Here is a 23,575-nt window from a genome sequence, read left to right on the forward strand (position 1 = left end):
TTGTTACAGGAAAGCTCAAAACCGGTACTCCTTCTGGGTCATTGGTCATCATCGTTGGCGCCAGTGATAGAGGCTGCGCACCAACGGTGGTGTGAGAGGCAAAGCCGGCCACAGTTCCATGTTCCAAAAGTGCCTATTGGCGATCGGGCACAGCCGGAGCGCGCAGCATGCACCATACAGGATGGAGGCGCACCTGCACCGGGCCTCTTCACGAAAGAACGCGACTCCGCAGAAGTCCGAGCGTCCACCCTGCGACCGGAAAAGCCCCGTTAGTTGCTCTTGGGCAGGGCGAGCAGTGCCTCCAGCCGCTGCAAGCGCTGGCCCAGGGTTGCCAGGGCTTCTTCTTTCGCTTTCAGGTCTTTCTGAAGGGCGTCAATCTTTTGCTGCTGCTCCACCGAGCGCTTGTCCAGCGCCTGCACGCCAGCCAGCGCCACGCCGTCTGGATCGATGGTGGCGATTTTCGTGTCGCTGTCCCCCAAGTGGAAAGCCGCCGAAAAGTCCTGCGCCATGGGCCCCATGTGGCGCACCGCACGGCCTTCGGTCTTGTAGTTCCAGGTGGTCACAGGCACCGTGCGCAGCCGCCGCAAAACGTCGTCGCCGTCGACGGCGGCAAAGTTCTCTTTGAGGTTGCGGTCAGACACCGATGACCAGGACCCGCCTCCGGGGCCTACCGTGACACCTGCAGACAACCCCGAATCCGTGTAGACCGTAAAGCCACCGCTGGAGCGGAAGATGGTCTGGTTCTGGGCCGTCGGCGCCACCGCGCCGTCACTGGAGCGGTCGGCCCAGACAAAGCTGCCGTATTGGTTGGTGCTGGACAAATAGCTCATGCGCAAGCCCGTCGTTGCCGCCGCATTGGTGTACAGATGAAAACCGCCAGCCGCCCGCACGTTGAAGGAGTTGTTCACCGGCGCCCGGAAGTAGGTTTCTGGTGAGCAGGAAACTCCGCCATCGCAAAAGGTGGTGAACGAGCGGTCCGCGAACACGAACGAACCCTGCCGCGCGTTGGTGTGCGCACCCATGCCCAGCGCCACCGACGCAAAGCCGGAGGCGACGTTGTACAAGCCCATGGCCACCGCATTGCCGTTGGGCGCCACCGAGTTCTGCCCCGATGCAAAGGCATAGTCGCCCGAGGCGCGGACGTTGTAGCCAAACGCAGCGGAATACAGGCCGATGTTGGCGTCATCCCACTGGGTGCCGTCGATCTGCCCGGCGCGGATGGAGGCCTTCTGCGGATACCACAAGAACCGCGTGCCGCTGCCTTCGGCCGGAGCGCCTCCGGCACCGCCCGAGAAGTCACCCACGGAGAGGATCGCGCCGTCGTTGTCCACCCGCACGCGCTCCTTGTCATGGCTTTGGCCGCCTACGTAGTTGCCGCTGGCGGACAGCGACAGCAGGGGCGTGGTGCCAGGTGAACCCAGCGTATTGGCACCGACGAGCTTGAGGTTGACCAGCGCGTTGGTGGTGCTGGCCGTCTGCTGCGAAGCTGCCGCGAACTGGACCGCACCCGTCAGATCGCCGGTTGCGCCTGTAGCCCCCGTCGCACCCGTGGCCCCCGTTGCGCCCGCAGCCCCGGCAGGGCCCACCGCGCCCGCAGGCCCAGCGGCGCCAGCAGCCCCAGCCGTACCGGCAGCGCCTGTTGCCCCGGTCGCCCCCGTGGCCCCGGTCGCCCCGGCGGCGCCCGCCAGAGCCACCACGGTCCAAACGGCAGGGCTCACCGACGGATCGGCATTGGTCGAGTCGGTGGCGGATATCTGCAGGTAGGTTGAGCCGCCCTGTGTCACCAGCGCGCCGGGGGCATACAGCGTGACCGCAGACCAAGTGCCTGCGTAGCTGCCCACAAAAGAACCGGTAGCGCCGGTCGGCCCTGCAATGCCCGCAGCGCCCGTGGCCCCCACTGATCCCACCGATCCCGTAGCGCCTGCAGGACCGACGGGGCCTTGCGGCCCCACAGCCCCTCCCGCGCCTGCAGCCCCGGTGGCGCCGGTCGCTCCGGCAGGCCCCGTAGGTCCGGTCGGTCCCGCCGGGCCTGTGGCCCCCACGGCCGAGGCCTGGCACGGCCCCAGCACGCCCGCCGCACCGTAGCAGACGACATTGGACACAGCGGGCGAAGCCGCAATGCCAGGGGCCGCGATGGCACCCGCCTCGTCCACGCGGAACCGGGTCTGCGTTCCGCTCGCGTCCTTGATGGCGAAGCCCGAGCCAGCCGCAGGCCTGATCGTGACATCTGCCGCCTGCGAGGCCGGAGCCCACAGGGCGGCTCCAAGCAGGGTAAGGAGCAACTGGCTGGCGTGAACGCGCGGAGTGGACATGAACTACAACTCTTTCTGCAGTGTTTTTTGCCTTGCGGCAGTTTCAGAGGGTGGAATACGGTGGCGGCGCCGTGCGATCGTGAACCTGACCGGGAAATGCGCCGCCAGATGGGCGTCGGGCACGGCAGCCTCCTGGCCTGCGCCCTTGCGGTCTGCTTGCGGCGCGCTGGATGCATCGACCAACAGAGATCAACTCACAGAGGCACCCGCCAGGCGAGGGCGCTGGATTTTCGCACGGCGTTGGGGGGCGGCATCCCTGGGATATCTACCGTATCCGGCATGCACTCAAGCACACCGGCAGCTCGGCACCGTTACACGCAGAAACCCAAAAAGCTATGCTATTGATAGCTACAATCCATTAATAGTAAAGCGCCAGCGCCCGATTTAACACAAATTTCGGCGGCACCCACCTGTCCTTGTGCCGAAGCGCGCCTGGGCTGCCCACTCATTGAACCACCCCATGCCACTCGCTGCCTTGCTTTGCCTGGTCGTCGCCATCAGCGACGGCGACACCCTGACGGCGCGCTGCGGCGCGCCCGGCGCCTACCACCAGGTCAAGGTGCGCATCGCCGCCATCGACGCGCCCGAGTCGCGCCAGGCGTTCGGTCAGAAGTCGCGGCAGAACCTGGCACGCCTGTGCTTCAAGCAGCGCGCCGCGCTGCAACCGGTGGACGAAGACAGCTATGGCCGCACGGTGGCCAATGTGCGCTGCGGTGGCGCCGATGTGGCCACGGCCCAGGTGCGCGCGGGCCTGGCCTGGGTGTACACGCCCTATGCAGCCGCGCATCCGCACCTGGCACCGCTGCAGCGGCAGGCGCGCAGCGGCGGCGCGGGCCTGTGGTCGCAGCGGCGCCCACTGGCCCCGTGGGACTATCGGCACCGGCACAGCCAGCGTTGACGACAGGCGGCTCCTGGAGAGTGGATCAGCTGCGCAGCAGCGCCAGCACGCCCTGGGGCATCTGGTTGGCCTGCACCACCATGGCGTTGCCCGCCTGCTGCAGGATCTGCTGGCGGGCCAGGCTGGCGGTCTCTACCGCGAAATCCGTGTCGACAATGCGCGAGCGGCTGGCGGAGAGGTTTTCGCTGCCGATCTGCAGGTTGGCAATGGCCGACTCCAGGCGCGAGGACTGGGCGCCGATGACAGCGCGCTGGCTGTTCACGTAATCCAGCGCGCGGTCCACCGACACGATGGTCTGCGCGGCCGACGTGGTGACATCCAGCGTGTTGCGCAGCCCCATGGCCCCCAGGCCCACAGCGCCCACGCGGGTCTCCAGCGTCTGGTTGGCATTGGCGCCCACCTGGAACACCTTGGTGCTGATCGCGCTGCCAGAGGTCGCAATGTTTTCGTACGTCTCGGTAAAGCCCTGCAGCGCGTCTTTGCCCGAACGGCTGCCCTGGTTGGGGATGGCCGCCTTGGCATCGCGCACCATGCCACCGTCCACGTCGGCACCGCCAATGGCGCCGGTGTCGGCATTGTTCAAATCAAACGTGCCGATGAAGGCCGCACCGTTGAGCGCGAACTGCGCCAGCACGTCCGCCCCGTTGGTAAAGGCCCCGGCCGATGCGGCGGCAATGGCGGCATCCAGCGTGGCGCCGGGGTTGTTGCCCATGTAGCTGAGCACGTCCTTGATGCCCGTCCCGCCCGCGGTCTTGATGCGGTCGTGCATGTAGCGCACCGCCGAATAGCTGGCCGAGTAGAACTCGCTGGTGTTGGTGGGCCCGCCAATGGCCGCCACCACGGCCGCCACGCCGAGGTTGGCCACGTCGCCGCGCACGCGCTCGTCGGCGCCCTGGATGAACTCGGCCGAGCCTTCGGCAAACCACAGGTGGTTGCTGGTGATGTCCTGCCAGTGGGTGGACCGGGCCATCACGGCGTGCACCATTTCATGGCCGATGATGCGGTCGTTGTAGTACGGCGCACTGCCGCCATTGGGCATGTTGGGCGGCACGAAGTCGGCCATGTCCACCTGCAGCACCAGGTTGTTGCCGCGCCCCTGCCCGTCAAAGCCGGTGACCTGCACATAGGCGGCCACGCCACCCGCGTTGTCGGTGAAGCCGGTGTAGCGGATGTCCAGTGCCGCGCCATCCGCCTCGATGCCGTAGTAACTGCGGATGAGGTTCTCGCTGCTCTCCAGCCAACTGCCGGCACTGGTCAGGCCATCGAACACGGCCAGCAGGTTCTCGTCGCCCACCACGCTGGCCTCGGAGCGGTCGAACACGTCCATGCCATTGAACTGCGTGGTGCGCCCGGTGCGGTCGATCTCCTGCGCCAGCCGCGTGACCTCGGCCTGGATGGCCTGCCGGTCGGCCGCGCTGTTGGTGTCGTTGGCTGCCTGCACGGCCAGCTCACGGATGCGCTGCAGGCTGGCCGTGACGCTCTGCAACGCTCCCTCGGCCGTCTGCATGAGTGACACGCCGTCGTTGGCATTGCGCACCGCCTGGTTGAGCCCCCGGATCTGCGAAGTGAACCGCTCGGAGATCGCCAGGCCCGCCGCGTCGTCCTTGGCACTGTTGATGCGCAAGCCCGAGGACAGGCGCTGCACGGTCGTGGCCATGTCGCTCTGCGCACCGCCAAGCCGGCGCTGCGCATTCAGCGACATCACATTGGTGTTGATCGTCAACGCCATGGCACGCCCCGGGGACTCCTGGTCAAAGTAGATGAATAAATAGACAAACGGTAAAAACCGGGCGAAGCGGCACGCCCAGCCCCACGCAGCAGCAGCGCGCAGGCCGGAAACCCGCTTCTTCCTCTCTGCCTTATCGGCGGGCCGGGGCAAAACCTGAAGGCCCGTTTCTGCGGGTCTTTCCCCAAGCGCTCAGCGTGCAGGCGGCACAACCGCTAGCATCCAAGGGTCTTTTCCATCTGGCCCCACAGCACGCGCTGCCCCGGGCCGAGCCCGCTCCGTTTTCATGACAGTCCCCCATTCCCCCCCCGCAGCACCCGATGCCGAGACCTCCAGCGTCTACGGCCACTCCGGCTTCATTTCCTTTCTGATCGCCCGCGTGGTGGCCGTGGTGGCCACCCAGGTGCAGGCCGTGGTGGTGGCCTGGCAGGTGTATGACCTCACGCGCGAACCGCTGGCGCTGGCCTATGTGGGCCTGGCGCAGTTCCTGCCCATGCTGTGCCTGCTGCTGCCAGCGGGCGACCTGATCGACCGCTTTGACCGCAGGCGCATCCTGGCGCTCGCCTGGTCGGTGGGCGCGGTGTGCAGTGCGTTGCTGTGGTGGCTGGCGGGCCATGGGGCCAGCGGCGTGGCGGGCATCTATGCGGTGCTGGTGCTGTACGGCTGCGCACGCGCTTTTTCGGGCCCGGCCATGCAGAGCCTGCTGCCGCAGATCGTGCCGCGCGGCCAGCTCGCGCAGGCCATTGCCGCCAACAGCATGCTGATGCGCGTGGCCAGCATTGGCGGGCCGTTGCTGGGCGGGCTGCTGTATGCACTGGGCGGCGGCGAGTTGACCTATGCCGTGTGCTGCGCGTGTTTTGTGCTGGGCGTGGTGTTGCTGCTGCGCGTGGTCGTGGCGCACGCCACGGCGCCCGGCCCCGCGCAAGGCACGATGTGGCAGCGTTTTGGCGCGGGCATCACCTTCATCCGCACCCGGCCCATCATCCTGGGCACCATCTCGCTGGATCTGTTTGCCGTGCTGCTGGGTGGCGTGGTGGCCTTGCTGCCCATCTATGCGCAAGAAGTGCTGCACGTGGGCCCCGCCGGCCTGGGCGCACTGCGCAGTGCCATGGCCGTGGGTGAGGTGGGTGCGGGGCTGTACCTGAGCATGCGCCCCTTCAACCGCCATGTGGGGCGCACCATGTTCATCGCAGTGGCCGTGTTCGGCGTGGCCAATCTGGTGTTTGCGCTGTCCACACTGTTTTGGCTGTCGTTTGCGGCGCTGCTGGTGGCGGGCGCGGCCGACATGGTGAGCGTGTACATCCGAGGGGCGCTGGTGCAGTTCTCCACGCCCGACACCATGCGCGGGCGGGTGAATGCGGTGAACATGCTGTTCATCGGCTCATCCAACGAACTGGGCGAGTTCCGCGCCGGTACCAGCGCGTCATGGTTTGGCGTGGTGCCCGCTGCCGTCGTGGGCGGCCTGTGCACGCTGGGGGTGGTGGGCGGCTGGATGCTGGCGTTCCAGACCCTGCGCAAGGTGGACCGTTTTGAAGAGGCCGCACAGGCCACGGGCGCAGCGCCATAGCACTGAGAACCTGTTCTAAGACGATCGTGCCTGGGGGTTTGGAGATACCCCTCGATACATTCTCCCTGGCGTTTGTGTCGCGCAGGTAAAACCCGCCGTGCGGGCTTGCATGCGGGTGGTGGCAGCGGCACCATGCGGACAGCCATTTGCCGGCTGCCCGCGAGGCTCCATGACCCCCACTTACCCATTGCACCTCCACCGCCGCACCCTGCTGCTCGGCCTGGCGGGTTGCGCCGTCTTTGGCGCCCCACCTGCCACACAAGCCGCGCCCCTCGCAGCCGCAGTGCCCAACACAACAGGCCCGGGCGCCTGGAGCGCGGCCGACGAACCCACCCTGGCCCGCCTGCTGGACCGCGTGACCTGGGGCTGTACGGCACAGGGCACGCAGGGGCTTGGCGGCTGGGGCATCAGCGCGTATCTGGCGGCGCAACTGCGCCCGGATGCCAACGCCGCGCTGCCCCGTGAGGCCCAGGCGCAGATCGACGCCATGGCCATCTCGCGCACCCCCATTGAAGCGCTGGCGGCAGATATGGACGCCCGCAACCGTGCGGCCAAGGCCCGGCCCACCGAGGACGAGCGCAAGGCCGCGCTCAAGGCCTGGCAGCAGGACATGCGCGCGCTGCAGCAAGAAGCGGCCGAGCGTTTTGTGCTGCGCGCGCTGTATTCGCCCACCCAGCTGCGCGAAAAGATGACCTGGTTCTGGATGAACCACTTCAGCGTGTTTGCGGGCAAGGGCAACCTGCGTGTGCTGGTGGGCGACTACGAGGAACGCGCCGTACGCCCCCATGCACTGGGCCGATTTCGCGACCTGCTGGGTGCCACCGTGCGCCACCCGGCCATGCTGCGCTACCTGGACAACGCACGGAACGCCGCCGGCCGCATCAACGAAAACTATGCCCGCGAGCTGATGGAACTGCACACGCTGGGCGTGGACGGTGGCTATAGCCAGCAGGACGTGCAGGAGCTGGCGCGCGTGCTGACCGGCGTGGGCGTATCGCAGCGCCCGCCCGGCGAAGAGCCCCCGCGCATCAAGCCCGCACTGCGCCGCCACTACGTGCGCCAGGGGCTGTTTGAGTTCAACCCTCAGCGCCACGACTGGGACCCCAAGACACTGCTGGGCCAACCCTTGCGCGCCGAAGGCCTGGCCGAGGTGGACGAGGCGCTGGACCGCCTGGCGCGCGCCCCAGCCACCGCGCGCTTCATCACGCGCAAGATCGCGCTCTTTTTGGTGGGTGATAACCCGCCCCCTGCGCTGCTGCAGGCACTGGCCCGCAGCTTTGAACGCACCGATGGCGACATTGCTGCCGTGCTGGAGACGCTCTTCAACACGCCAGACTTTCGCGCATCGCTGGGCCAGCGTTTTCGCGACCCGGTGCACTACGTGCTGGCAGGCCTGCGCCTGGCGCACGGCGACGCCGTGCTGCCCAGCACCGAGCCTGCGTTGGGCTGGCTGCAGCGCCTGGCCGAGCCCCTGTATGGCCGCGCCACGCCCGACGGCTACCCGCTGGACGCTGCGTCCTGGTCAGGCTCCGGGCAGATGAGCACACGCTTCGAGATTGCCCGCGCACTGGGTGCCGGTGCCGCAGTGTCACCACCAGCCCGCGACGACGCAGCCACCATGGCCAGCGCGCGCACACCCCCGGCCCTGGCGCAGACCGCCTATGCGCGCGCGCTGGAGCCCGGCTGGTCCCCGGCCACGCGCCACGCGCTGGCGCAGGCCACGTCGCCACGCGAATGGAATCTGCTGTTCCTGGCATCCCCGGAATTCATGCACGGATGAGGAAAAGAGATGAAGTTCATCCCCCTGAGTCGCTTCGCGCCTTCCCCCTTCTCTCGAATAGCTTCGCCATTCGGGAATGGGTGACGCAGCCAGTGCGGCGGGGCGGCCCTTGCACGGCTGCCCTGGCCCAGGACACGTGAATGCACCCGCAGCGGGCGAAACCCTGTGCCAGGGTGATTGAAAGGACAGCACCATGCTTCGCAGACACCTTCTACAAGCCCTGGGCGCCAGCGCACTCGGTGCTATCAATGCGAGCGTCCTGGCCGCGCCCCAAACCCAGGACACGCGCTTTCTGCTCGTGTTCCTGCGCGGTGGCTACGACTGCGCCAGCCTGCTTGTGCCTACGGCCAGCAGCTATTACTACGAGACACGCCCGAACATCGCCATCGCCCGCCCCGGGCAGGACGGCGGGGCACTCGAACTGAGCGCCGACTGGGGCCTGCACCCTACGCTGGCTCCATCGTTGCTGCCGCTGTACCAAAACCGCCAGCTCGCCTTTATCCCGTTTGCGGGCACCGACGATCTCTCGCGCAGCCACTTCGACACGCAGGACAGCATGGAGCTGGGCCAGCCGCTGGGCGGCCGGCGCGACTTCCGATCGGGCTTTCTGAACCGGCTGGTGGCCGAGCTCAACCCGCGCACAGGCAACACGGCAGCCACGCTGCAGCCCATGGCCTTTACCAGCACCCTGCCGCTGGTGCTGCGCGGCACAGTCGATGTGCCCAACACGGCGCTCAGCGCGGGCGCGGGCCGAAGCGGAGTGGATGCGCGGCAGGCCGAACTCATCGAATCCATGTACCGCGGCACGGCGCTGGCCACACCCGTGAACGAAGGCTTTGCCACCCGCAGCGAAGTGGCGCGCGCCATGCAGGGCGAGATGGAAGCCGCCAGCCGCAACGCGCTCTCCACCAAGGGTTTCGAGGGCACGGCGCGGCGCATGGCCAAGCTGATGCAGACGCGCTACCAGCTAGGGTTTGTGGACGTGGGCGGCTGGGACACCCATGTGGCGCAGGGTGCGGCCACGGGGCCGCTGGCCAACCGTTTTGAGGAACTGGGCCGGGGCCTGGCCGGCTTTGCCGATGAGATGGGCCCGGCGTGGAAATCCACCGTGGTGGTGGTGGTCAGCGAGTTCGGCCGTACCTTCCGCGAAAACGGCAACCGGGGCACCGACCATGGCCACGGCACCGTGTTCTGGGTGCTGGGCGGCGGTGTGGGCGGCGGGCGCATTGCGGGTGAGCAGCAGGCCCTGACTGCCAGCACGCTGTTCCAGAACCGCGACTACCCCGTGCTCAACGACTACCGCAGCGTGCTGGGCGGGCTGTTCGCGCAGATGTATGGGCTGAACGCCGCCGCCGTGGCGCGGGTGTTTCCGGGAACGAAGGGCGCGGATCTTCGGCTTGTGTAGCCACACCCCAGCGCCCTACCTTCGACCGCTATATTTTTAATAGCTATCAGCGCTTATTCATCAAGCGCCAACAGCCATTTCTACTCAAATTTTCGCCCCAGCTTCAGGCATTGAAGGTGCCGGTCAGCAGTTCAGGCAGGCGCTCGACCTTCATCTTGAAACCGCAGGCCTGCGCATGGCCACCACCACCCATGCTTTCGGCCAGCGCGATGCAGTCAAAGTTGCGCTGTGCGCGCAGCCCCACCTTCACGCCCTTGTCGCCCGCGCTCCACATCAGCGCAAAGGTGCCGGTCTTGGCCGAGAGGATGTCGCCCACCAGGCTGTGGAACATGCCGGGTGCGTTCACCATCAGCCCGGTGATACCGTTGAACACCAGCGGCTGCGCGCCTTCGGCAATATCGGCGCAGAGCTTGCGGTACTTCTCATCCATCGCCGCACCACGCGCCATGAACAGGGTAAGCTGCTCGGGCGTAAAGGCTGCAATCTCGCGCCAGCGGGCAAAGCCCTGCTCTTCCATGTCGAGGGCGGAAAGGAACGCCGCGCTCTCGGCAAATTCCCACTTCCAGATGTCACGGTCTTCCACGTACTTGAACAGCGCGGGCATGGGCTCGTGCGGGTGAAAGAACTCCCACGCCAGGCGCGCGCCCGACTTGCTCATGTCGAAGTGCACCACGCCGCAGCGGCAGGCAAAGCCTGTGAGCTTTTCGGCGGCGCTCTTGTGGTGGTCCAGCATCACGAGCTTGGCGGCGCGCTCGTCGATGGCGGTCATCACCTCGTTGGCAAAAGAGAAGTCCAGGATGTAGACCGCGCGGCCTTGCAGGGGCGGCAGGTCGTCCACGGACTTGACATCGCCGTGGTCGAGCCCCACGTACTCGGCACTGTCGCCGTAGTAGAGCCAGGCGGCCAGCGCGGCGCCAAAGCCATCCGGGCAGTTGCGGCCGTGGTACAGGATCAGCGGCGCGGGATCGTTCTTGTCGGGGGCAACCAGCAGTTGCAGGGGGAGAATGGTTTTCTTCGTCATGGCCTGCAATTGTCGCCGGGGTGGTGGCGCACTGCGAGCGCTATATGACCAAGGCGGCCGCCTGCCCGCCTGGGAACCAAGCCCGCCCGCTTTGCCTCCACCCTCCATCACCTCGCTTTTGCCACCAGGCCACCACCATGTTCCAGACCCTCAAAGACCTGCTCGACAGCCTGATCCAGCCCAACGCAGCCCCCTCCAGCGAGGAGCGCGCCCACGCCGTGCAACTGGCCGCTGCAGTGCTACTGGTGGAGGTGGTGCGGTTTGATACCGCCATGGACGACGCCGAGCGCACCGCCATGGTGACTGCCCTGCGCAGCAAATTTGCGCTGAGCGACGATGAACTGGAGCGCCTGCTGGAGCTGGCCGTGACCACATCCAAGACTGCCTACGACTACCAGCGCTTTACCAGCAGCCTGAACGAGCACTTCACGCAGCCACAGAAAGTGCAATTGGTCGAGGCCATGTGGCAGGTGGCCTACGCCGACGCCCACATCGACGCCAACGAGAACCACACCATCAGCAAAGTGGCGGGCCTGCTGCATGTGACGCATGGTGAATACATCGCGGCCAAGATGAGAGCGAAGGAAGCAGCACGCCTTTGAAGACTGCGAAGAGCCACAAGCGGCGGGTAGACAGTCTTGACATCCAAAGGCCGCGATCAGTATCTTCATCGCCATGAAAACAATGAAGCTGGTTGAAGTCGAAGGCGCGTTGCTGGCAGTGGAGTACGAGGCAAATCATGGCGGTACGGCCACTCCGGTTCTTTTCTTGCACGCCAACGTCGCGGATCGACGCATGTGGCAAGGGCAATGGGACTGGTTGGCAACCTCCCATCCTGTCATCAGCTACGACCGCCGGGGCTTTGGAGAGTCACACACCTTGAGCCCCACGCCACACTCTCATGTGGCAGACCTTTGGAAAGTGATGGACTCTTTGGGATATGACCGTGCCGTGCTGGTCGGCTGTTCCATGGGTGGGCGTGTCGCCATTGACGCCGCACTGGCTCAACCCGACAGAGTCAGGGGCCTGGTGGTTGTCGCGCCCGGAGTCAGTGGTGCGCCAGCCCCCCAACACTGCGATTCAGTGAACGCCCTAATGAACGCAATAAGCGCTGCTGCGCATCAGGGTGATCTGGACACCAAAAACGAGCTTCAGGCGCGTCTTTGGCTGGACGGCCCCTTGAGCCCACCGGGGCGAGTAGAAGGGGCGATTCGGCAACTCTTTCTGTCGATGAACGGATCCGCCTTGCGGGCGGCACATCCTGGTATGGCATCCGAAGAACCTTCGGCATGGGAGCAACTGGAAGCGATCAAGCCCCCCGCCCTCGTGATGTGGGGAGACCTTGACCTGCCGCACTTGCAGGAGAGATGCAAGCTGCTCGCGCACCGCATACCTGCGGCGCAAAGCATGGTGCTTCGAGCCACAGCGCATTTTCCAGCGCTGGAAGACCCGCAGCAATTCAACGCAGCTTTGGGACGATATCTTGGAAGCTTCTAGCTGTCGGGTCGGGTTTGTCCAGGCTTCTCGTACATCAGCCGCTGCACGCAGATCGAAGAGCCTCTGGAAGCTTTCGGCCATTCACAGACACCGCTACACCGGCAGCCAGCGCCACCAGAACGGCTTACGCTCTTCTCGGGCGCCCCGGGCCTGCAGCAGCGCGATGAACTCGCTGCGCTGGTAGCGGCGCGCGGCCTGCAGGGGCGTCATGTCATCAAAGTCGGACTTGAGCTCTGGGTCCGCCCCATGCGCCAGCAGGTAGTGCGCGATCTCGTTGTGGCCATGGATGATGCTGGCCACCAGCGGCGTGCACAAAATCTCGGGATGCTGGTAGTTGGGGTTGACGCCAGCGCTGATGTGGTGGCGCACCAGCGCCAGGTCGCCCGCCACGGCGGCGGCATACATGTCTTTCCAGTCTCCTGCCGACATGGGGTCTCCTTGTTTTGTTTTTCGGTTTGGCGAAGAGTGCAGCGCGGGTCGATGCACATGCACCCAGGCCAGGGGGCTCAACGGTAAACCGTCGGCATTCTGGCACGCCCTGGCGCATGGCTGGTGGCGCAAAGAACTACTGCACCCGGCCCAGCTGCTACACCGCTGCCCCGGCCCTTTCGCGTTCGGCGGCGGACAGCACACGCACCGCCACCACGGGCACGCCAGCGGCTGTGAAGAAAGGTGTTCGGCGGTAGCTGCCATTGAAACGCGCTGCGGCAATGCGAGGCATGAAGCCCAGCAGCGCCTTCAGCTGGCTCCAGCCCGTGCGGGGCGGCGTGCCCTTGGCGCTGGCGGTCTCCAGGTGCATCTGCACTGGCACAAACGCAGGCGCAAGCGGTGCGCCGCCCGCGCGCAGGCACAGGTGGACCAGGCCCACATAGGGCATGCGCCAGTCGCGCCCCGTATTGGCCAAAGGGGTGTTGCAGCAGCGCGCATACCAGCGCAGCAATCCTGCCTCAGACAGCGACACGCAGGCCAGCTGGTCGGTGCCACTGGTGAAAGACACGTTGCGGGCATGCGTGCCCACCACCTCGGTGCCGGCCTGAGCGTCCAGCACCGCGTCGGGCTGCCCCAGATGGTGGGCATAGGCCTGGCAGTCCCGGCAATAACAGATGGCGTGGATGGCGGAGCGCGTGTCGGCCACTTCGCCGACGACCTTGGCACACTGGCATTGAAAGCGATGGATCATGAAGCCCCCTCTGGTGGACCGGGAGCTTATCGCCCCTGCTGCCAGAATCTGTCAGCAGTGTGCAGGCCAGGCCATGCGGGCGCCCTGCCCTCCGCCGTGTAGTAAAAACGATGCCCCCCACAAGCCCCAGCCCCCCAGCATCGGCCATGCCGTCGTGCGGTTGGGCCTCCGTCCGTAGTTTCTCGCGTGATTTTTTCGCTCTTCTTCCATGCCTCCTCTGCACATTCTCTGGCGCGACGAGCACCTGGTGGCCGTCTACAAGCCTGCGGGCTGGCTGGTGCACCGCACAGGGCTGGACGCGGGCGAAACACGGTTTGTGATGCAGACCCTGCGCGACCAGCTGGGCCAGCATGTGTACCCCGTGCACCGGCTCGACAAGGGCACCTGCGGCGTGCTGGTGATGGCGCTGCACAGCGACTCGGCGCGCGCGCTGTCGCAGGCCTTTGAGCACGGCGCCACGCACAAGCGCTACCTGGCCATGGTGCGCGGCTGGGCGCCCGGGGCCATCGAGGTGGACCACGCCTTGAAGCCCGACGATGCCCCGGCCGATGCGGCCGTGCAGGAGGCCCACACGCGCTTTCAGCGCCTGGCGCAGCTCACGCTCGACGAGGCCAGCGATGTGCGTTTTGCCACCACCCGCGCCTCGCTGGTCGAGGCGATCCCCACCACCGGGCGGCGCCACCAGATCCGGCGCCACCTCAAGCACCTGGCGCATCCCATCCTGGGCGACGCGACACACGGCAAAGGCCCCCTCAACCGCTGGTGGGCCGAGCGGCTGGGGCAGCAAAGGCTGTGGCTGCATGCGTGGCAGCTGACGGTGCCGCACCCGGTGTCGGGGGTGGTCATGACCTTCGACAGCGGGCTGCCATGGCCAGGGCTTGCTGGATGGGGTGCCGGGAAAACCACTGCAGAGGATACAAACGCCAGCCCCAGCGCCGACTGGCAACGCCTGTTTGAACGGTTGCCATGGGAAGAGACACCGGGGACGCCCGGAGCACCGTAACCCGGGCGACACGGCGACCCCACGCCCGTCGAAATAATGGGCTCTCCAAAAATCAGGAGACTCCGTTCATGACCCCACCCGCCACCAACCGCGTCCTCGCCCACACCGGCGCGCGCTACCCCATCATCCAGGCGCCCATGGGCTGGATCGCGCGCACCCAGCTGGCCTCGGCGGTGTCCCGCGCGGGCGGGCTGGGCATCATCGAGACGTCCTCCGGCGAGACGGCCAACTGCCAGGCCGAGATCACGAAGATGAGCGCGCTCGGCCTGCCGTTTGGCGTGAACCTGCCCATCCGTTTTCTGAAAGACGACGCCATGCTGCGTTTTGTCTGCGCATCGGGCGTGAAGTTTGTGACCACCTCGGCGGGCAGCCCGGCCAAGTTCATCGCGCCGCTCAAGGATGCGGGCATCACCGTGTACCACGCGGTGCCCACGGTGGATACCGCGCTCAAGTGTGTGGATGCAGGCATCGACGGCCTGGTGGTCGAAGGTGGTGAAGGCGGCGGCTTCAAGAACCCCGAAGAGGTCTCCACCCTGGTGCTGCTGCAGGCCATCCGCGCGCGGGTGGATGTGCCGCTGGTTGCGGCCGGTGGCATCTGCGACGGGCGCGGCATGGCAGCGGCCTTTGCGCTGGGGGCTGAGGCGGTACAGATGGGCACAAGGTTTGTGAGCTGCGCCGAAAGCCCGGTGCACGCCAACTACAAGAACGCCATCGTCGATGCGGGCGTGACCGGCACCTGGATGCTCAACACCAAGGCCAGCCCCTGCATCCGCGCGCTCAAGTCGCAGCGCACCCAGGCCATCCACGAGGCAGGCCTCATGCCCGCCGACAGCTTTGCGGGCATCCAGCGCGTGTACTTTGAGGGCGACATGGAGGCCGCGCCTGCGCTGGCGGGGCAGACCGCCGGTCTCATCGACTCCGTCAAGACGGCCCAGCAAATCATTGAAGAGACGGTGGCGGAGTTCTTTGCGATCAGCCAGCGCATGGGCGCCCTGGCGGCAGCGCGGTCGTTTGGCTGAAGGCCGTTGGAGCGCGGTGGCGGGGCGGCCCTACGCCGCCTTGGCCCCCAGCGCGCGCATGCGCGCCTTCCACCTGGCAACCCCATCATCGCCCAGTTGCTCCACGCTGCCCACCAGCGTCTCATGCACTGGCGCAATGCCCACAAAGCCCAGGATATTGCGCTCCAGCGACTTCACGCTGTGCGCGCGGAAGTACCAGCGGTAGACCAGCGCTGGCATGCCCATGGTGACCACCACCCGCGCACTGCGGCCGGTGAGCCCCTTGCGGCCAAAGGGGTTGCTGCCTTCGGTGTTGAAGGCAAACCCGGGCCGCGCCACCTGCTCCAGAAAACCCTTGAGCAAGGCCGGCATGTCACCCAGCCACAGCGGAAAAAACAGCACGATGTGCTGCGCCCAGCCGATGTCCGCCTGCGCAGGCTTGAGCACCGCAGGCAGCAGGCCCAGCTCCCACTCGTGCTGGCTGCGCAGCAGCGCAAAGTCGATGGCGGCCACCTCGATCTCGCGCACCTCGTGCCCGGCCGCAATGGCACCCTGCGCATAGGCCTGCGCCAGCGCATGGCACAGGTGGGGCGCACTCGCATCCGGGTGGCCCTGGATCAGAACAATGCACTTGGGCGTCATGGCAAACACTCCTCACGGAACCACGCCCGCCGGTAGCGGCGGCCGCTGCGGGGCACCAAGGCAAATCGTGACACGCGCCACCCCGGGGCGCAAGCGCCCAGCAGGTGGCGCCACCCGCAGGGACGGGCTGGGGAGGCGCGGGAGGAACGTGGCTACGGGCGGCAACCGTCAGGCGCTTCGCTTTTGATAGCTACCAGCGCTTTACCATCATGCGCCAGGTGCCAATTTTTATAAAAACCTGGCGCCCACACCCAGCCAAGTACGTCGTTGGCGTGCGTCGGCAGTGTCCTACCCCCGCGCTCGCCTGCCACCGGTAGACGCTGCCCTGCCGGGGCGGCACAGTCGCAGGGCAGCACTGTTGTTGCGCCCCTTCCACCCGACGGACTCCCCGCCATGCCACCACGCGCGCCCCACCCTCCGACCACACAACCCTCCACACCGCACACCCCATTCACCGGGCGCGAGGACCACAGCCATGGCTGACCTCTGGCAGGAGATCGCCAGCACGGTGGCCTCGGAATTCTCGGACGTGCCCGATGCGGCACAGGCCACGCGCATCGTGGTGCGCCTGGCCATGGCAGCGCTGCTGGGCGGGCTGCTGGGTTGGGAACGCGAACACGCGGGCAAGGCCGCTGGCGTGCGCACGCACATGCTGGTGGCCATGGGCGCGGCCCTGTTCGTGCTGGTGGCGCAGCAGGCCGGCATTGAAGCAGCGGACAACAGCCGCGTGCTGCAGGGCATCATCGCGGGCGTGGGGTTTCTGGGCGCGGGCACCATCCTCAAGGGCGATGCCGAAAGCCAGGTCAAGGGCCTGACCACGGCCGCTGGCATCTGGCTCACGGCCGCGATCGGCGTCGCCGCCGGGCTGGGCCGCGAAGCCACGGCCGTGCTGAGCGCCGTGCTGGCGCTGGCGGTGCTGTGGGCCATACCGATGCTGCACGACAAGGTGAGCCGCAACGCGGCCAACCACAAGTCGGACTGATCCAGGCCGAGCCGAGTCGAGCTGAGGCAGCCCGCTGGCGCGGGCTGCGCTACACTTTTTGGCCCACCGCCCCTCTGGCTGCAGCGCAGGCCCACGCGCCGCAGCCAGCCACCTCCCGTTACCCCATGCACAGTCTTCCAGCGCAGCACCGCTGCCTTGGCGGCGCAGCCCCCGCGCCGTTTGCCGCCCTGCCACCCGCCACAGCCTGCGGCCTTCCTGCGGCGGTACAACCATGACGCGGACGAGCGACTCCGAGGCTCAGCCTGCGGCATCTGCAGCCACGACCACGACCACGACTGCGACTGCGATGGCCACCACAGCGCAGGCGGCAGCCTCGGCCAACGTGCGCGGCATCGTGGCCATGGTCGCGGCGGTGGGGTGTTTTTCGTTGATGGACGCCCTGCTCAAGACCCTGTCGGCCAGCTACCCGGCCATGCAGGTGGCGGCGCTGCGCGGCTGGGCTGCGCTGCCGCTGGTGGCGGTGTATGTGCTGTGGCGTGGCGAGGTGGCCGGCCTGCTCCGGGTGCGCTGGCCGCTGCACCTGCTGCGCGGCGTGCTCAACGTGACCATGCTGGGCCTGTTCACCTACGCGCTCAAAGAGCTGGGCCTGGCCGAGGCCTACACGCTGTTCTTCATCGCGCCACTGCTGATCACGGCGCTGTCGACCGTGGTGCTGCGCGAGAAGGTGCGCGCCGCGCACTGGGTGGCGATTGCGCTGGGCATGGTGGGCGTGGTGGTGGCCCTGCGGCCCAGCCAGGAGGCCTTTTTCACGCTGGGCGCCCTGGCGGTGCTGGGCGCGGCGTGTGGGTATGCCGTGTCGGCCATCACGGGGCGCGTGCTCAGCCGCACGGACTCCAGCGCCAGCCTGGTTTTCTGGACCACGGCCTTCCTGGCGCTGGGTGCGGGCGCGCTGGCCTGGCCCAACTGGGTGGGTGTGGCGCAGGCGCACTGGCCGCTGGTGGCGGGCCTGGCGGTCACGGGGTTTCTGGGGCAGCTGGCGATCACCGAGGCGTTCCGGCACGGGCAGGCGTCGGTGGTGGCGCCATTTGAATACACAGCCCTGGCCTGGGGCATGGGGCTCGACTGGGTGCTGTGGCAGGCCGTGCCGGGGGTTTCCACGTTGCTGGGTGGCGCGATCATCATCGGCAGCGGGCTGTATCTGGTGCGGCAGGAGCGGACGCAGGCGGTGGTGCCTCCATAAGGTGAAGCTCCCCCTGAGTCGCCTTCGGCGCCTTCCCCCTCTCTCGCTGCGCGGGAGGGGGACGCCACCGGTGGCCTGGCAAAGCCAGTTCCACGGTGGCACTGGCCTGGGCCGTGCCAGTTTCATGCGCTGAGCCAAGGACAACGACGACCTTGCAGGTGGCGGCACCTGCCCGCGCCGTCGCACGGCATGGTCTTACACCCCGGTGCGCGTGCGCGCAGTGCAATGGAAGCTCCATCACATCGGCACCGCCGCAAAGGATTTCGCCATGACCCAGCACGCCACCATTGCAGGCCACGTCACCTACACCCCGGGTGACGGAGCCCCCCTGACCATTCCGAAAGGCCCCGTGGAGCTGGAGCCTTCCAAAGACAGCACCACCCTGAGCTGGACTGCCGACAACGATGCCGTCGGCTCCGCCGCGATTCCGAAGGACCAGTTCAACCAGTACGTTCGCGACGGAAAAATCCGTCTGCAGGACAGTCGGTGAGCCCCACAGTGCGGCAGCACCGAACACTATGAAATTGATAGCTGTTAGCGCTTTATGATCAAGCGTTAGAGCCCTATTTCATTCAAAAACCGCGATGCACGCCGAAGACATCCTTCATTTCTGGTTCGAAGAACTCACCCCCGCCCAGCACTTCGCACAAGAGGACGCCATCGACGCGATGATCCGTGTCCGCTTCGGTGCCACCTGGGAGACGGCGCGGCAGTGCGAGTTGTGGAGCTGGCGCAGCACACCCCAGGGCCGCCTGGCGGAAATCCTGGTGCTGGACCAGTTCTCGCGCAACATCCACCGGGGCTCACCGCTTGCGTTTGCGCAGGACGCCCAGGCGCTGGCCCTCGCGCAAGAGCTGGTGGGCGGGCAGCACGACACGGCTCTGGCCCCCACCGAACGCGCCTTTGCCTACATGCCCTACATGCACAGCGAATCGCTGGTGGTGCACGCCCAGGCGATGGTGCTGTTTGAGCAGCCGGGGCTGGAAAACAACCTGAAGTTCGAGGTGGCGCACCGCGACATCATTGCGCGCTTCGGGCGCTACCCGCACCGCAACGTGGTGCTGGGGCGCACGTCCACCGCGCAGGAGATTGCCTTCCTCGCGCAGCCCGGATCGTCCTTCTAAGCTTGCCGGTGATTGCCGGTCAGATCGGCCGGGTCAGATACACCGCTTCGCGGCCCACGATGGGCTCGCGGGTGGGCATCAGCACCGTGCAGTCGTCGCACAGCGCGCGTATTTCGTGCGGGCCATCGGTGGCGATGAGTTCGCCCTGGGCAAACACCTCAAAGCCCTGCACAGGCCGCGTGAAGCGGAAGTCCGGCGTGCGCACCATGCAGGTCTCCAGCAGTTCATAGCGGCGCTGCGGGCCCGGGACGGGGCGGTTGGGAGCGGCTTCGACCAGCCCGAAGTGCGCCAGAAAATCCAGCGCCACGGCCGTGGCCATGTCGGCCGCCGACTGGCGGAAATGCTGGCCACACTCCACCACCAAAGCCACCCCCTCGCTCTCCGCCAGCCCATGGCGGCCATGCTGGATGAGCGGCGTGCCCGAGCCAAGCCCGCTGGGCATCACCAGGTGCACGGGCGGGCGGCCGATGGCCAGCGCCACCTGGGCATTGCGCGGATAAGCGGGGTACACCCAGAAAGGCTGCACGTCCTGGCTGGTGGAGTGAATGTCCAGGATGTGGTCGGCCGCAGCCACCACCGGGCGCAGCACCCGTGCGCGGTCCAGCTCCGGGCTTGCGGCCGTGCCGTCCAGTTCGCCTGCAGACCAGATGCGGTTGAGGTTGTGCACCAGCTGGCGGCTTTCAAACGGTCGGGTCGGGTCAAACGATGCGTACGCCGCCACGTTGGCAAAGCTGATGGTCAGCGTGCCGATGCGCGGGCGCACGCCCGTGTCCAGCAGGTGCGTGGCCGCCACCATGCCGCAGATTTCGTTGCCATGCGTGAGTGCATTGATGAGCACGTGGGGACCCGGCTGGCCCGATTCAAAACGGTGCACGTAGTCGATACCCACATTGCCCTGGCGGTAGGCAGACAGGTCACGGGGAAGGACTTCAAAGACGGGAGAGTTTTGCGTCATGGATGGCAACTAATAAGACAACACATCATTCTCTGCGCAAAGCAAAAACCACATGGCGCGCGGTGTACGATGCCCCGCCCGTTGTCCCCTCGCCCCGACACACCATGCCCACTGCCCGACTTTGCCCGCTGGCCGACGTGGCCGCACGACTGCCTGCCGACAGCTGGATCGCCCAGCGCCTTGCAGAGGACCCGGACGTGCTGGCCACGGAAACCGTGCTCTGCATCACGGGCGATGTGCAGGTGCCCGAGCTGCACCTGGATGCGCCCCTGGCCAGTGGCAGCCCGCTGCGGGCACTGGCCGAGGGCAGCACCCCAGGCGCTGCCCTCCAGGGCCAGCCCTTTCTGATCCTTATCGAAGGGCACCTGCAGATCGACGGCGCGCTCACCTGCGACGACACCGATGGTGCCACGCACCTGGTCGTGCTGGGCGATGCGCGCATGCACAACGCCGTGGTGGGCGGCCAGCTGTTTTATGTGCAGGGCGCGCTGCAGGTGGCCGACCTCCTGTGGGGCCACTACAACCATGGCGGGCTCACCATCCGTGGTGGGCTCACCGCGCGGGTGGCGTTGTTCTCTGATGAATACCACGTGGACATCACCGGGCCCGAGCAGGTGGAGTTCCTCATGGACGAGGTGCGCAGCGTGCCGCACCTTGCGGAGTTCGCAAGCGAGATCGCGGGCATCGTGTTCGCGCCCGAGTTCCATGACCCCAGCGGCGACGGAGAGAGCGGCATCAGCGGCATGCTCAGCCGCCCCCGCGTGGTGGCCGCCGTGCGTGCGGGCGAGAACGCCACGCGCAGCAGCGCCGAGATCCAGGCCACCCTGCCACTGGAGGCAGGCCTGTTTGCCGATGAGGCGATCAGCGTGCGCAACATCCTGGCCGCCGTGCACACGCCCGTGATCGGCCCCAAGGATCACACGGCCACCGGGTGGTTTCAGCAGACCGATTTTTCGCTGTGCCAGCGGCATGTGGACGCCGATGGCGACCAGCGCGATGACAACGTGTTCATCACCGTCTGGAAGACCTGGGACTTCTACCTGTCGGTAGCGCAGGTGCCCGAACGCCAGGGGCTGCTGGCACGCCTGGCCGCCGCCGTGCTGGGCCGCAAAGTGCCGACCACCGCGCAGCTCACGCTGGTGCACCGCGCCTACAGCGACGGCGAGCCCGGCGAGTGGCTACCCCTGGCACCCGACACCGCCACCGAGGCCTGGCGGGCCTGCACAAAGGCCTGGCGCGGCGTATTGGACTACCTGCGCAAGGCCGTGGGCCAGCACCGCGCCCGCTACCCGCTGTACCAGCGCCTGGTGACCGAGCTGACCGCAGAACGCATCGAAGACTTCACCAGCCTGCCCGTGTTCACCGAGCGCTACAACGACTGGTGGGACAGCGACCGCAACGGCTGGTGGGAAGGCGATGTGTGGGTGGGTGCGCGCCAGCCCTGCATGCACGAGGGCGAGCCTTGGGGCCGCGCCCTCAAGCTCAGCTGGGAAAACGGCGACGAAGCCCCCGGCGACGAAGACGACAACGCCCACAGCGCCTACCAGATCAACGTGGAAGCCGCGCTGGACGGGCCTGCCGTGGTGGAGTTCACCTATGCGCAGCGCCAGAGCGATGCCCGCACCACCCTGCCCCGCAGCGCCGCCGACCACATAACGCGGCTGCTGCGTTTTTACGGTGCGGTCCAATTGCGCGTGCGCGATCAACACGAACAGGAGCAGGCCCGCCAGGCCGAGGCGCGGCGCATTGAAGCTGCCGTGCACCTGCTGGCCACACCGCCCCTGGCGCCCGATGTGCCCGATGCAGCGGTCTTCCCAGTGGAACTGATGACCCTGTCCGACCAATGGCAGGCCGGCGGGCAGAGCTATGTGGCGGCCATTCGCACCCACCAGCTCGCCATGGATGCAACCGAGGCGCAGAAAGGCAACGGCGACAGCGAAGGCCATACCGAAGAAGGTAGCGAAGCAGGTACCGAAGAAGAAAACGAAGACAGCGACCTGCCCTCCGACCCGCGCAAGGCGACCGCCGCCACGGTGCTGCAACTGGCCCGCGTGGTCAACACCCACGCCGACGAAGACCTGGCCGACCGCTTTCGCCAGCGCTTTGCGTTTGCCCCCGATGCTTTCGTGCGGCGCGCCGCTGATGCGGGCTGCTTCATCGGCCCGGTGCTCGCGCTGGAGGACGGCCGCGTGCTGGCGCGCATCGGCGCCCCCTACGACGGCACGGTGCACTGGGTGGCACTGCAGGGCCTGCGGCACACCCCTCTGCCTGCGCTGCACGGCCTGGGCCGCTCACCCAACCGGCGCTGCTTTGCGCAAAGCGACGGCCAGCACATCACCACCCACGACGGTTTTGACGGCCCCGTGATCGCCCGGTTTGCACTGCCCCAGGGCAACGAAGGACTGCCACCCCACGTGGAGGGTTCGCCGGGCCCGCTGGGCCAGCGCTGCGACGAGCTCATCCCCTTCAACGACGGCCAGCACGTGCTGCTGCGCAACCCCACGGGCATCTACCTCCTGGCCAGCCAGGGCAATGGGGGCAACCCCAGCGTGCAGCGCCTGCACCCCCAGACCTTCGACGACGACGGCCCCTACACCTGGCCCAAGAACCAGCAGGAAGAATCGGTGAATGGCACCGAGGTCACGGTGCTGGCGCTCGACATGCTGCACATGGCCCTGTCACCGGACGAGCGCCACATCGCCGTGGGCGACCAGGACAGCCAGCACATCCTGCTCGATGCGCAGGGCTCTGTGGTGGCCGAATACGAAACGCTGTCGTCCTACCCGCACCACGCCACCTTCTCGCACGACAGCGCGCGCCTGTTCGCCAACTCTTGCCACCTGTACTGGGGCAGCACCCGCTCGATCCCCATCGGCGGGGCGCCGGAAGATGCTGCGGACGAGGACGCCCCGCCACTCGACGAACGCTGCCGCGTCTACGCCTCGGCCACCCTGCCCGGCATGGTGGTGCTGGGCGATGCCGACGGCTACCTGCACGCCCTCAGCGAGGACGGGCGCCCGCTGTGGCGCCACCACATCGGCAGCACGATCAGCGCCTTGGAAGTGTCGCCCGACGGCTGCACGCTGTGGGCCGCCAGCTACGGCGGCTACCTGGTGCGCCTGGAGCGCGTGGAGACGGGGATGGACCCGTATTCCATCGGTACGTCGCCGTATGCGGAAGTGCGGCGGTGGATTTTCTGGAGTGATGAAGCGGCGCCGTTGTGTTGGTAGCGAATGCGGCAAGGCAAGCAGCCGGGAGCAGCCATTGCGCATTTGCCAGACCAG

Annotated in this window: 20 protein-coding genes; 13 read left to right on the top strand and 7 right to left on the bottom strand. The window is 67.0% G+C overall.

The annotated features are described in order from the left end of the window. Positions 1 to 269 precede the first annotated feature (269 nt). The gene (locus IB243_RS19135) at positions 270 to 2,312 is read right to left on the bottom strand and encodes a tail fiber domain-containing protein (RefSeq protein ID WP_192428746.1); all 2,043 of its coding nucleotides are present in this window, start codon (positions 2,310 to 2,312) and stop codon (positions 270 to 272) included. Positions 2,313 to 2,772: 460 nt separating this feature from the next. Here IB243_RS19135 and IB243_RS19140 point away from each other — a divergent pair, with 460 nt between their 5' ends. Beyond that, a complete protein-coding gene (locus tag IB243_RS19140; RefSeq protein WP_192428747.1) occupies positions 2,773 to 3,210 on the top strand; it encodes a thermonuclease family protein in 438 nt (145 codons plus the stop codon). Positions 3,211 to 3,235: 25 nt separating this feature from the next. Here IB243_RS19140 and IB243_RS19145 read toward each other — a convergent pair whose 3' ends face one another. Continuing rightward, positions 3,236 to 4,939 carry a flagellinolysin gene (locus IB243_RS19145; RefSeq protein WP_057223076.1) on the bottom strand — a complete coding sequence of 568 codons (1,704 nt, stop codon included), beginning with the start codon at positions 4,937 to 4,939 and terminating at the stop codon, positions 3,236 to 3,238. A gap of 283 nt (positions 4,940 to 5,222) precedes the next feature. On the opposite strand from IB243_RS19145, the gene IB243_RS19150 reads away from it, so the two are divergent. The 3 genes from IB243_RS19150 (at position 5,223) to IB243_RS19160 (ending at position 9,688) form a co-directional block, all read left to right on the top strand. Beyond that, positions 5,223 to 6,503, top strand: coding sequence for an MFS transporter (locus IB243_RS19150; RefSeq protein WP_057223075.1), 1,281 nt, complete (start codon positions 5,223 to 5,225; stop codon positions 6,501 to 6,503). Between the two features lie 169 nt (positions 6,504 to 6,672). After that, positions 6,673 to 8,283, top strand: a complete 1,611-nt coding sequence (locus tag IB243_RS19155) for a DUF1800 domain-containing protein (protein WP_192428748.1) — start codon at positions 6,673 to 6,675, stop codon at positions 8,281 to 8,283. A 193-nt stretch (positions 8,284 to 8,476) separates the two neighbouring features. Continuing rightward, a complete protein-coding gene (locus tag IB243_RS19160) occupies positions 8,477 to 9,688 on the top strand; it encodes a DUF1501 domain-containing protein (RefSeq protein WP_192428749.1) in 1,212 nt (403 codons plus the stop codon). 103 nt (positions 9,689 to 9,791) lie between these two features. On the opposite strand, the gene IB243_RS19165 is transcribed toward IB243_RS19160, so the two are convergent. Continuing rightward, positions 9,792 to 10,709, bottom strand: a complete 918-nt coding sequence (locus tag IB243_RS19165) for a DHH family phosphoesterase (protein WP_192428750.1) — start codon at positions 10,707 to 10,709, stop codon at positions 9,792 to 9,794. Positions 10,710 to 10,846: 137 nt separating this feature from the next. Between IB243_RS19165 and IB243_RS19170 the strand changes: the two genes are divergently transcribed. After that, positions 10,847 to 11,311, top strand: coding sequence for a TerB family tellurite resistance protein (locus IB243_RS19170; RefSeq protein WP_192428751.1), 465 nt, complete (start codon positions 10,847 to 10,849; stop codon positions 11,309 to 11,311). Between the two features lie 82 nt (positions 11,312 to 11,393). Further along, positions 11,394 to 12,206 (top strand): alpha/beta fold hydrolase, encoded by an 813-nt coding sequence (locus IB243_RS19175; protein WP_192428819.1) that lies wholly within the window; start codon positions 11,394 to 11,396, stop codon positions 12,204 to 12,206. Between the two features lie 93 nt (positions 12,207 to 12,299). Here the strand turns inward: IB243_RS19175 and IB243_RS19180 are convergent, their stop codons facing one another. Next, positions 12,300 to 12,635 carry an ankyrin repeat domain-containing protein gene (locus IB243_RS19180; RefSeq protein WP_192428752.1) on the bottom strand — a complete coding sequence of 112 codons (336 nt, stop codon included), beginning with the start codon at positions 12,633 to 12,635 and terminating at the stop codon, positions 12,300 to 12,302. A gap of 157 nt (positions 12,636 to 12,792) precedes the next feature. Then, on the bottom strand, positions 12,793 to 13,386 hold the full coding sequence (locus tag IB243_RS19185) for a DUF6151 family protein (protein ID WP_192428753.1): 594 nt from the start codon (positions 13,384 to 13,386) through the stop codon (positions 12,793 to 12,795). Between the two features lie 208 nt (positions 13,387 to 13,594). Between IB243_RS19185 and IB243_RS19190 the strand changes: the two genes are divergently transcribed. Then, a complete protein-coding gene (locus IB243_RS19190) occupies positions 13,595 to 14,389 on the top strand; it encodes a pseudouridine synthase (RefSeq protein ID WP_192428754.1) in 795 nt (264 codons plus the stop codon). Between the two features lie 68 nt (positions 14,390 to 14,457). Further along, positions 14,458 to 15,408 (top strand): nitronate monooxygenase family protein, encoded by a 951-nt coding sequence (locus tag IB243_RS19195; protein WP_057272366.1) that lies wholly within the window; start codon positions 14,458 to 14,460, stop codon positions 15,406 to 15,408. 30 nt (positions 15,409 to 15,438) lie between these two features. Here IB243_RS19195 and IB243_RS19200 read toward each other — a convergent pair whose 3' ends face one another. Beyond that, a complete protein-coding gene (locus IB243_RS19200) occupies positions 15,439 to 16,029 on the bottom strand; it encodes an NAD(P)H-dependent oxidoreductase (RefSeq protein ID WP_192428755.1) in 591 nt (196 codons plus the stop codon). A 475-nt stretch (positions 16,030 to 16,504) separates the two neighbouring features. Here IB243_RS19200 and IB243_RS19205 point away from each other — a divergent pair, with 475 nt between their 5' ends. The 4 genes from IB243_RS19205 to IB243_RS19220 all read left to right on the top strand — a co-directional run bounded on the left by IB243_RS19205 (position 16,505) and on the right by IB243_RS19220 (position 19,336). Further along, the gene (locus tag IB243_RS19205) at positions 16,505 to 17,011 is read left to right on the top strand and encodes an MgtC/SapB family protein (RefSeq protein ID WP_192428756.1); all 507 of its coding nucleotides are present in this window, start codon (positions 16,505 to 16,507) and stop codon (positions 17,009 to 17,011) included. 232 nt (positions 17,012 to 17,243) lie between these two features. After that, on the top strand, positions 17,244 to 18,212 hold the full coding sequence (locus IB243_RS19210) for a DMT family transporter (RefSeq protein ID WP_192428757.1): 969 nt from the start codon (positions 17,244 to 17,246) through the stop codon (positions 18,210 to 18,212). Positions 18,213 to 18,480: 268 nt separating this feature from the next. Then, positions 18,481 to 18,702: a hypothetical protein gene (locus tag IB243_RS19215; protein ID WP_010460285.1), complete on the top strand. Its 222-nt coding sequence runs from the start codon at positions 18,481 to 18,483 to the stop codon at positions 18,700 to 18,702. Between the two features lie 94 nt (positions 18,703 to 18,796). Next, positions 18,797 to 19,336, top strand: a complete 540-nt coding sequence (locus tag IB243_RS19220) for a DUF924 family protein (protein WP_192428758.1) — start codon at positions 18,797 to 18,799, stop codon at positions 19,334 to 19,336. Positions 19,337 to 19,355: 19 nt separating this feature from the next. On the opposite strand, the gene IB243_RS19225 is transcribed toward IB243_RS19220, so the two are convergent. Further along, on the bottom strand, positions 19,356 to 20,291 hold the full coding sequence (locus tag IB243_RS19225) for a succinylglutamate desuccinylase/aspartoacylase family protein (RefSeq protein WP_192428759.1): 936 nt from the start codon (positions 20,289 to 20,291) through the stop codon (positions 19,356 to 19,358). Positions 20,292 to 20,395: 104 nt separating this feature from the next. Between IB243_RS19225 and IB243_RS19230 the strand changes: the two genes are divergently transcribed. Further along, positions 20,396 to 23,521 (top strand): WD40 repeat domain-containing protein, encoded by a 3,126-nt coding sequence (locus IB243_RS19230; RefSeq protein ID WP_192428760.1) that lies wholly within the window; start codon positions 20,396 to 20,398, stop codon positions 23,519 to 23,521. Positions 23,522 to 23,575: the final 54 nt, after the last annotated feature.

It is taken from the genome of Acidovorax sp. ACV01 (genome assembly GCF_014851495.1).
GTDB lineage: Bacteria > Pseudomonadota > Gammaproteobacteria > Burkholderiales > Burkholderiaceae_C > Acidovorax > Acidovorax radicis.

Excerpts from the sequence above, each read along its gene's own strand:
- IB243_RS19215 (WP_010460285.1), top strand. The coding sequence starts at position 18,481 with ATGACCCAGCACGCCACCATTGCAGGCCACGTCACCTACACCCCGGGT.
- IB243_RS19195 (WP_057272366.1), top strand. The coding sequence starts at position 14,458 with ATGACCCCACCCGCCACCAACCGCGTCCTCGCCCACACCGGCGCGCGC.
- IB243_RS19175 (WP_192428819.1), top strand. The coding sequence starts at position 11,394 with ATGAAGCTGGTTGAAGTCGAAGGCGCGTTGCTGGCAGTGGAGTACGAG.
- IB243_RS19140 (WP_192428747.1), top strand. The coding sequence starts at position 2,773 with ATGCCACTCGCTGCCTTGCTTTGCCTGGTCGTCGCCATCAGCGACGGC.
- IB243_RS19145 (WP_057223076.1), bottom strand. The coding sequence starts at position 4,939 with ATGGCGTTGACGATCAACACCAATGTGATGTCGCTGAATGCGCAGCGC.
- IB243_RS19185 (WP_192428753.1), bottom strand. The coding sequence starts at position 13,386 with ATGATCCATCGCTTTCAATGCCAGTGTGCCAAGGTCGTCGGCGAAGTG.
- IB243_RS19150 (WP_057223075.1), top strand. The coding sequence starts at position 5,223 with ATGACAGTCCCCCATTCCCCCCCCGCAGCACCCGATGCCGAGACCTCC.
- IB243_RS19230 (WP_192428760.1), top strand. The coding sequence starts at position 20,396 with ATGCCCACTGCCCGACTTTGCCCGCTGGCCGACGTGGCCGCACGACTG.
- IB243_RS19160 (WP_192428749.1), top strand. The coding sequence starts at position 8,477 with ATGCTTCGCAGACACCTTCTACAAGCCCTGGGCGCCAGCGCACTCGGT.
- IB243_RS19205 (WP_192428756.1), top strand. The coding sequence starts at position 16,505 with ATGGCTGACCTCTGGCAGGAGATCGCCAGCACGGTGGCCTCGGAATTC.
- IB243_RS19200 (WP_192428755.1), bottom strand. The coding sequence starts at position 16,029 with ATGACGCCCAAGTGCATTGTTCTGATCCAGGGCCACCCGGATGCGAGT.
- IB243_RS19190 (WP_192428754.1), top strand. The coding sequence starts at position 13,595 with ATGCCTCCTCTGCACATTCTCTGGCGCGACGAGCACCTGGTGGCCGTC.
- IB243_RS19220 (WP_192428758.1), top strand. The coding sequence starts at position 18,797 with ATGCACGCCGAAGACATCCTTCATTTCTGGTTCGAAGAACTCACCCCC.
- IB243_RS19135 (WP_192428746.1), bottom strand. The coding sequence starts at position 2,312 with ATGTCCACTCCGCGCGTTCACGCCAGCCAGTTGCTCCTTACCCTGCTT.
- IB243_RS19180 (WP_192428752.1), bottom strand. The coding sequence starts at position 12,635 with ATGTCGGCAGGAGACTGGAAAGACATGTATGCCGCCGCCGTGGCGGGC.
- IB243_RS19210 (WP_192428757.1), top strand. The coding sequence starts at position 17,244 with ATGACGCGGACGAGCGACTCCGAGGCTCAGCCTGCGGCATCTGCAGCC.
- IB243_RS19170 (WP_192428751.1), top strand. The coding sequence starts at position 10,847 with ATGTTCCAGACCCTCAAAGACCTGCTCGACAGCCTGATCCAGCCCAAC.
- IB243_RS19165 (WP_192428750.1), bottom strand. The coding sequence starts at position 10,709 with ATGACGAAGAAAACCATTCTCCCCCTGCAACTGCTGGTTGCCCCCGAC.
- IB243_RS19155 (WP_192428748.1), top strand. The coding sequence starts at position 6,673 with ATGACCCCCACTTACCCATTGCACCTCCACCGCCGCACCCTGCTGCTC.
- IB243_RS19225 (WP_192428759.1), bottom strand. The coding sequence starts at position 20,291 with ATGACGCAAAACTCTCCCGTCTTTGAAGTCCTTCCCCGTGACCTGTCT.